This is a genomic window from Streptomyces sp. NPDC046985, assembly GCF_040644415.1.
GTDB lineage: Bacteria > Actinomycetota > Actinomycetes > Streptomycetales > Streptomycetaceae > Streptomyces.
Genome location: NZ_JBEYWK010000030.1, coordinates 55,138 through 62,108, shown reverse-complemented (window position 1 = coordinate 62,108; position 6,971 = coordinate 55,138). Strand labels below are relative to the sequence as shown.

The window sequence follows — 6,971 nt, the reverse complement described above, 5'->3', positions numbered from 1 at the left end:
GTGGAGACGGTTCTCTTGGTCGATAACCCATCTACCAGGGGCTTCACCTGTCTGTCAGCCCAACGGACCTATCCAACGGCCAGGTTGGAAAGGGTCCAGTGGATCTGGACCGTGCGGCGCCAGACCACACCTGCGCCCGGCGGGCTGACCGACAAGGACACCGAAGGCAAGCGGGCCCGCAAGGTTCCCATCGTCGAGGAGATCCGCTCTCTCGTCGCCCAGCGTGTCCTGTCCGCCGGCCCCAATCCCGATGCCCGCCTGTTCACCGGCCCGCGCGGCGGAAGCATCTCCACCGCCGTCCTGCGCGACGCCACACACTGGGACGACGTGGTCACCAAGCTCGGCTACGAGCACCTGCGCCGCCACGACCTCCGGCACACCGGACTGACCTGGTTCGCGGACGCCGGAGTCCCCATCCACGTCCTGCGCAGGATCGCCGGCCACGGTTCACTGACCACCACCCAGCGCTACCTGCACCCGGACGTCCACAAGATCACAGCCGCCGGTACGGCACTCTCCGCACACCTCAGCGTGCTACGCGCCCCACGCACCCTTCCCGCGACGACTGTCCTCACACGCTAACACCGGTCAAGAACCGCTGGTCCCCGACTGGTCCCCAGAAATGATCAAGGGGCGGTTTCGGATTCCTCCAAAACCGCCCCTCATCTGCGACTCTGTCGAGTCGGGACGACAGGATTTGAACCTGCGACCCCTTGACCCCCAGTCAAGTGCGCTACCAAGCTGCGCCACGTCCCGCCGCGCTCGCACGCGGTAGTCCGCGTGATCGCGCGGAGGCTACTTTACCGCACGTCGGCGCCGGTGCGGAAAGGGACGCAGACCGGGGCGAAAGCAGGGGGACAATCGGCGTATGAGCAGCACATCCTCCGGACGGCCGGTCGGCGCGCGGGACCGGGACAGCGAGGGGCGGGCCCGCAACGCACGACCGCGGGACGGACTCGGGCGCCCCCTCCCCTACGACGCGGACGGCGTGCCCCGGCAGCCCGAGGGCGTGGTGCGCACCCCGCCGGAGACGGTCGCGCAGGCGCAGGCGCTGCTGGACGCGGGGCGCCCGTTCCACGCGCACGAGGTGTTCGAGGACGCCTGGAAGTCCGGCCCGGCGGAGGAACGCGAACTGTGGCGCGGACTGGCCCAGATGGCGGTCGGGCTCACGCACGCGGCGCGCGGCAACGGCACCGGCGGCGCCCGGCTGCTGCGGCGCGGGGCTCAGGCGGTGCGGGAGTGGAGCGCGGACACCGGCGCGCGCCGACCGCACGGCCTGGACACGGGGGGACTCCTCGCCTGGGCGTGTCGGCTGGCCGAGGCCGTGGAGAACGGCTCGGCGGGAACGGTGGACGCCGCTCGGCAGGCGCCTCGGCTGCGCGGCGCGGCGTAAACGGGTGGGGCCGGGCCGGGCGGGTCCCGCGCCGGGGCGCCGGTGGGGGCGGGCGGGGCCGGGCGGGACTCGGATCCGCGCCGGGGCGCCGGTGGGGGCGGGCGGCCCGGTCCCCCGCTGCGGTGCCGGTGGGGGCGGGGTCGGCGCCCTGCGGCAGACTCGGGGCGTGCGAAAGATTCATGTGATCGGCATCGGCGCGGGCGACCCCGACCAGCTCACTCTCCAGGCGGTCCGGGCGCTGCGCGACACGGACGTGTTCTTCGTCCTGGACAAGGGCGAGGTGAAGTCGGACCTGGTGGAGCTGCGACGGGGCATCCTGCGCACGCACCTGCCGGAGGGGACGTACCGCGTGGTCGAGGCGCGGGACCCGGAACGCGACCGTTCGGCGGGCGGCGCCGCCTACGGACCGGCCGTCGGGGACTGGCGCAGCGCCCGCGCCGACCTCTACGAGAACCTGATCGCCGGGAAGCTGGGCGAGGACGAGACGGGCGCGTTCCTGGTGTGGGGGGACCCGGCGCTCTACGACAGCACGCTCGGCATCGTGGAAGAGGTGCTGGCGCGGGGCGCGGTGGCGTTCGCCTACGACGTCGTGCCGGGCGTCAGCAGCGTCTCGACGCTGGTGGCCCGGCATCGCACGGGCCTGAACCGGGTGGCCCGGCCGGTGCAGATCACCACCGGCCGGCGGCTCGCCGAGGGGTTCCCCGAGGGCGTCGACGACGTGGTGGTGATGCTCGACGCGCACCAGGTGTTCCGGCAGTACGCCGACCAGGACATCGACATCTACTGGGGCGCCTACCTGGGCACCCCGGACGAGATCCTCGACTCCGGGCCGATCGCAGAGGCGGCGCCGCGCATCGCACGGCTGCGCGCCGAGGCCCGCGAGCGCAAGGGCTGGATCATGGACACGTATCTGCTGCGGCGCCGGCCGAGGGAGTAGCCCGCTCCCGCCGCCCCGCCCTCCGCCCGCTGGGACCTTCTGCCGGGGCGGCGCGCCGAGCACCGTTTCGGCTGACGCGCGGCGGCGCCCGGCCGGTCAGCCGCCGCGGGCCGACGCTGCGGTCAGCCGTCGAGGCGACTGTCCAGGCGTCGCAACGCCGACGGCAGGTCCGGGACCGCCGTCACGCCGTCCGGCAGCGGCGGGCGGCGCAGGACGACGACCGGCAGCCCGAGCCGGCGGGCCGCCGTGAGCTTGGCGGCGGTGGCCGCTCCCCCGCTGTCCTTGGTCACCAGCACGTCGATGCGGTGCGCACGGAGCAGGGCCGTCTCGTCGGACTCGGTGAACGGCCCGCGTGCGAGCACCACGTCCATGTCCGGCGGCGTGGGGGGTGCGGGCGGTTCCACCGACCGGACGACGAAGTGCAGGCCGTCGAGACGGGCGTAGGCGGCAAGCCCCAGCCTGCCCGTGGTGAGCAGGACCCGGCGGCCCAGCCGGGGCAGCAGCTCCGCCGCGTCCGCGGGCGAGGAGACGCGGTGCCAGCGGTCCCCGGGCGCGGGGCGCCAGCCGGGGCGGCGCAGGACCACCAGGGGCACGCCGGTGGCCGTGGCGGCCAGCGCCGCGTTGCGGGTGATCGACGCGGCGAAGGGGTGGGTGGCGTCCACGACGGCGTCCACACGGTGCTCGCGCAGCCACGCCGCCAGCCCCTCGGCGCCGCCGAACCCGCCGACGCGCACCTCGCCCTCCAGCGGACCCGGCCGGGTCACGCGTCCCGCGAGCGAGCTGGTCACCCATGTGCCGGGGCGGCCGGCCAGGAGCGCCGCGGCCAGTTCGCGCGCTTCGGCGGTGCCGCCGAGAACCAGAATGTGCGCCGACATGGGGCAGAGCCTACGGGGCGCGGCGAGGGGGCCTGGTGGGCGGCGTCCGGTCATCGGCGGGGTGCGCGGTGTCGGCGGGGTGAGGTGCTGGTGGGGTGCGGTGCTGGCGGGGTGCTGGTGGGGTGCGGTGCTGGCGGGGTGCTGGTGGGGTGCGGTGCTGGCGGCGGCCGGTGTCGGCGGGGTGCGTGTCGGCGGCGGCCGGTATCGGCGGGGTGCGCGGTGTCGGCGGGGTGAGGTGTTGGCGGCGGCCGGTGCGGCGGCGTGCGGGGTCGGCCGGGTCCGGTGCGGCGGCGTGAGGTCTCGGCAGAGGCCGGTACCGGCGGCGGCCGGTGACGGCGGGGTGCGGTGTCGGCGAGACGCGGTGTCGGCGGCGACGGTATCGGCAGGGTCCGGTACCGGGAGTGTGAGATCTCGGCAGAGGCCGGTGTCGGCAGCGCCCGGAGTCAGCGGGGTCAGGTGGCGGCGGGACGCAGTATCGGCGGCGTCCGGTGGCGGGACGCGGGCGCCGGTCAGGTCGATTCGAGTGCGGACCGGTCGGCGGCCTCACGGTGCGCGGGAGGCCGTGTCTCGGTGGTGCGCCGCCGCGGTCTGCCGGGGCCGGTTCCGTGCTCGCCGAGGGGGCCTGTCTGCCATCCGGCGTCGCGGCAGGCGGCGACCAGGCCGGGCAGCGCGCCGAGGGCCGCGCGCCAGCAGCCGGGCGCCGCGGCGCGGTCGGAGTCGTGCAGCAGGATCGTGCCGCCGCCGCGCAGGTCGGCGGCGACGCAGGCGCGCACGGAGGCGGGCGTCGCGTCCGCCGTCCAGTCGCGGCCCCACGCGGTCCACAGCACCGGGCGCAGCCCGAGCCGCCGGGCGGCGGCCCAGCGTCCGCCGGTGAGGATGCCGTAGGGCGGGCGGTACCACGTCGGCGCGGCGCCCGTGACGTCCCGGACGACGCGGACGGCCCGCGCGGTCTCCCGCAGGTCCCGGGCCGGGTCGGGAAGCCAGGGCCGGGTGTGGACCCATCCGTGCACGGCGATCTCGTGTCCGCGCGCCGCGATCTCCCGGGTGAGGTCCGGGTGCCGGGCAGCGCTCTCGCCGAGGACGAAGAAGGTGGCGCGCACGGCGAGCCGGTCGAGGGAGTCCAGGAAGTGGGGGGTGGAGGCGGGGTCGGGACCGTCGTCGAAGGTGAGCGCGACATGGTCGGATCTGCCCAGGCCGGCCAGGCGCGGGCAGCAGACGGTGCGCAGTCGGGGCAGCCAGGTGGCGGCCGGTACGACGTGCGCCGCGGCGGCGACGGCCACAGGCGCGAAAGCCGCTGCCACGGAGCGTAGGACGCCGCCGCCTGCCCCCGCTCCCGCCCGTGCCCCTGCGTCTCCCGCCCGGGATGTCGATCCCACTTTCGGCCTCCTCACGTCCTCACGTCTCCGTCGCCACCTGCCGGGATACGCGCGCACCGGTGCCTACGCCCCCCTTGTGCGGTGCGGGTGAGGGACGGCGCGTCCCTGTCCCCGCACCGTGCGGGCCTCTCATCCGAACCGCGCGGCCAGGCGCCGGTACAGGCCGGGTGCGGCGCCGCGCACCCGGCCGGGCAGCCGGGTCCAGCCGGGCACGTACACCTCGTCGCGGCCGTGCGCGACCGCCTCCCAGATGGCGTCGGCGACCCGGCTCGCGGGGACGGGCCGGGGCCGTGAACGCCGGTAGGGCACCCCGCGCCGGTCGAAGAAGGGCGTGTCCACCACGCCGGGGACCACGTGGGTGATGCCGACGCCCGTGCCGCGCAGTTCGTAGCGCACGGCCTCGGCAAAGGCGCCCAGCGCGGCCTTGGCGGCGGAGTACGCGGCCTCCTCCCGTACGCCGACCGTCCCGGCCAGCGAGCCGACGATGACCACCCGCCCGGTTCCGCGCGCCACCATGTGGGGCAGCAGCCACCGCACCAGGTGCACGGTGGCCAGCACGTTGACGTCGAACACCTCGTCGATGGCGGGGTGCGGCATCGTGGCGAACGGTCCGGCCCAGCCGACGCCCGCGCCCGCCACCAGCAGATCGACGGGACCGACGCTGTTCAGCGCGAACTCGGCGAGCCGCCGCTCGGCGCCGGGTCCGCAGAGATCGGCCGGATAGGCGACGGCCGAGGTGCCGCGCGCGACCTCTTCCAGGCGCGTGCGGTCCCGTCCGTTGAGCACCAGGCGCCAGCCGCCCTCGGCGGCGAGCCGCCGGGCCACGGCCGCGCCGATCCCGGACGAGGCGCCGGTCACCAGCGCGCCCCCGCCCGGCGGCGGCCCGGCGCCGCGTGGACGCCCGGCGCCGTCCGCCGCCTGAGCCTCGACCGCGCCGGCGGGAGCCCCGGAGCCGGACCGGACGCGGGAAGGGGCTGAGGACATCGGGTGCACCTCTGGGTCGTCGGGAACCGGGACCGGCGGTGCGGTCCCGGCGGTCCGGGACGGGCCACGCCGGGGGCATTGGTCCGGCGGCCGGGCCCATGGGGGGCGGACGCGGCGCGCCCGGTCGTTTGGCTGCGGTGAGTGAGGGTTATTCACTTCCAGTGTCGTCCGAATCGCCCGATCCGCCACCTTTGTCCGCCGCTCGGGGGCCTCTGACCGGCCGCGCGCCCACCGCCGGCCCGGGTCCCCGCCTGCCGTCGGGCGCCGGTCGGCTGCTCGTCGTCAGCGCGAGCATGGGCTCGGGCCACGACACGGTGGCCGCCGAACTGGCCCGGCGCGCCCGCGCCGCCGGGCAGCAGGCGTACGTCGTCGACGTGCTGGCGCTGCTGCCGTACGGCCTGGGGGCCGGGCTGCGCGGCTTCTACCAAGGGGCCGTCCGGCACTGCCCGTGGGTCTACGCGGGCATCTACGACCTGTTCCTGCGGCCCGGCCCCCAGCCGCGACCGAGCGGCGCCCCGCTCGCGCGACTGGCGGCCGGCCGCCTGATGGAGCTGGTGCGCGAGACGCGGGCCGACGCGGTCGTGCCCGTCTTCCATCTGGCGGCGCAGCTCACCGGCCGTCTGCGCGAGCGGGGCGTGTTGCGCGTGCCGAGCGCGGTGGTCGTCGTCGACTTCGCCGTGCACCGGCAGTGGCTGCACCCGGGCAACGATCTGCACCTGTGCCTGACCGACGAGACGGCCCGCGAGGTGCGCCGGGGTCTGGGCCGCCCGGCGCGGGTCGTCGGGCCGATGACGGATCCCGCCTTCCTCTCCGGGGGCCCTACGGCGACCCGGTGGCGGCGCCGGTTCGAGCGGCACGAGCTCGAACGGCCCGCCGTCCTGGTGTCGGCGGGCGCGTGGGGAGCGGGGGCGCGGCTGGAGAGTACGGCCCGGCTGCTCGCCGCCCGCGGCTATATGCCCGTCGTCCTGTGCGGGCGCAACGAGCGGCTGCGGCGCTCCCTGTCGCGCGTGCCCGGGATCCTCGTCCCTGACTGGGTGGACGACATGCCGGGGCTGCTGCACGCGTGCGACGCGCTGGTGGACAACGCGGCGGGCCAGACCGCCGTCCAGGCCCTGGCCGCCGGACTGCCGGTCGTCGGGTACCGGCCGCTGCCCGGACACGGGGCGGAGGGCGTGCGCCGGATGGCGTCCCTGGGCGTGTCCGACCAGGCGCGGGACGAGGCCGCACTGCTGCTGTCCCTGGCCCGGCTCACCAGGCCGGGCCCCGAGCGGGAGCACCGGATCACCGCCGGGCGCGCGCTCTTCCGCGGCGACGCCGCGCTGGAGGCGATCACGGAGCTGTGCGCGGAACGCCGAGGCTGAGGGCGGGGCGCCGACGCTGAGGGCGGGGCGCCGACGACCGGTCGG

At 76.3% G+C, this 6,971-nt stretch carries 6 protein-coding genes, 1 tRNA gene and 1 pseudogene; 4 read left to right on the top strand and 4 right to left on the bottom strand.

Annotated features, from left to right (window positions below):
• Window positions 1-96 precede the first annotated feature (96 nt).
• A pseudogene (locus ABZ861_RS29455) lies at window positions 97-582 on the top strand (tyrosine-type recombinase/integrase); the annotation flags it as partial.
• 100 nt (window positions 583-682) lie between these two features.
• Here the strand turns inward: ABZ861_RS29455 and ABZ861_RS29450 are convergent.
• A tRNA-Pro gene (locus ABZ861_RS29450) sits at window positions 683-756 on the bottom strand.
• Between the two features lie 112 nt (window positions 757-868).
• Here ABZ861_RS29450 and ABZ861_RS29445 point away from each other — a divergent pair.
• Together ABZ861_RS29445 and cobF are read left to right on the top strand one after the other, a co-directional pair.
• Window positions 869-1,393, top strand: a complete 525-nt coding sequence (locus tag ABZ861_RS29445) for a DUF309 domain-containing protein (RefSeq protein WP_361636382.1) — start codon at window positions 869-871, stop codon at window positions 1,391-1,393.
• A 166-nt stretch (window positions 1,394-1,559) separates the two neighbouring features.
• Entirely contained in the window at window positions 1,560-2,330 is a 771-nt protein-coding gene (cobF, locus tag ABZ861_RS29440) for a precorrin-6A synthase (deacetylating) (protein WP_361636380.1), read from the top strand.
• A gap of 122 nt (window positions 2,331-2,452) precedes the next feature.
• On the opposite strand, the gene ABZ861_RS29435 is transcribed toward cobF, so the two are convergent.
• The 3 genes from ABZ861_RS29435 to ABZ861_RS29425 form a co-directional block, all read right to left on the bottom strand.
• The gene (locus tag ABZ861_RS29435; RefSeq protein ID WP_361636377.1) at window positions 2,453-3,205 is read right to left on the bottom strand and encodes a cobalt-precorrin-6A reductase; all 753 of its coding nucleotides are present in this window, start codon (window positions 3,203-3,205) and stop codon (window positions 2,453-2,455) included.
• A 509-nt stretch (window positions 3,206-3,714) separates the two neighbouring features.
• The gene (locus tag ABZ861_RS29430; protein WP_361636375.1) at window positions 3,715-4,506 is read right to left on the bottom strand and encodes a polysaccharide deacetylase family protein; all 792 of its coding nucleotides are present in this window, start codon (window positions 4,504-4,506) and stop codon (window positions 3,715-3,717) included.
• Window positions 4,507-4,710: 204 nt separating this feature from the next.
• Complete coding sequence (locus ABZ861_RS29425; protein ID WP_361636372.1) at window positions 4,711-5,565, bottom strand: SDR family NAD(P)-dependent oxidoreductase; 855 nt, start codon at window positions 5,563-5,565, stop codon at window positions 4,711-4,713.
• 293 nt (window positions 5,566-5,858) lie between these two features.
• On the opposite strand from ABZ861_RS29425, the gene ABZ861_RS29420 reads away from it, so the two are divergent.
• The gene (locus tag ABZ861_RS29420; protein WP_361636369.1) at window positions 5,859-6,926 is read left to right on the top strand and encodes a galactosyldiacylglycerol synthase; all 1,068 of its coding nucleotides are present in this window, start codon (window positions 5,859-5,861) and stop codon (window positions 6,924-6,926) included.
• Window positions 6,927-6,971 lie beyond the last annotated feature (45 nt).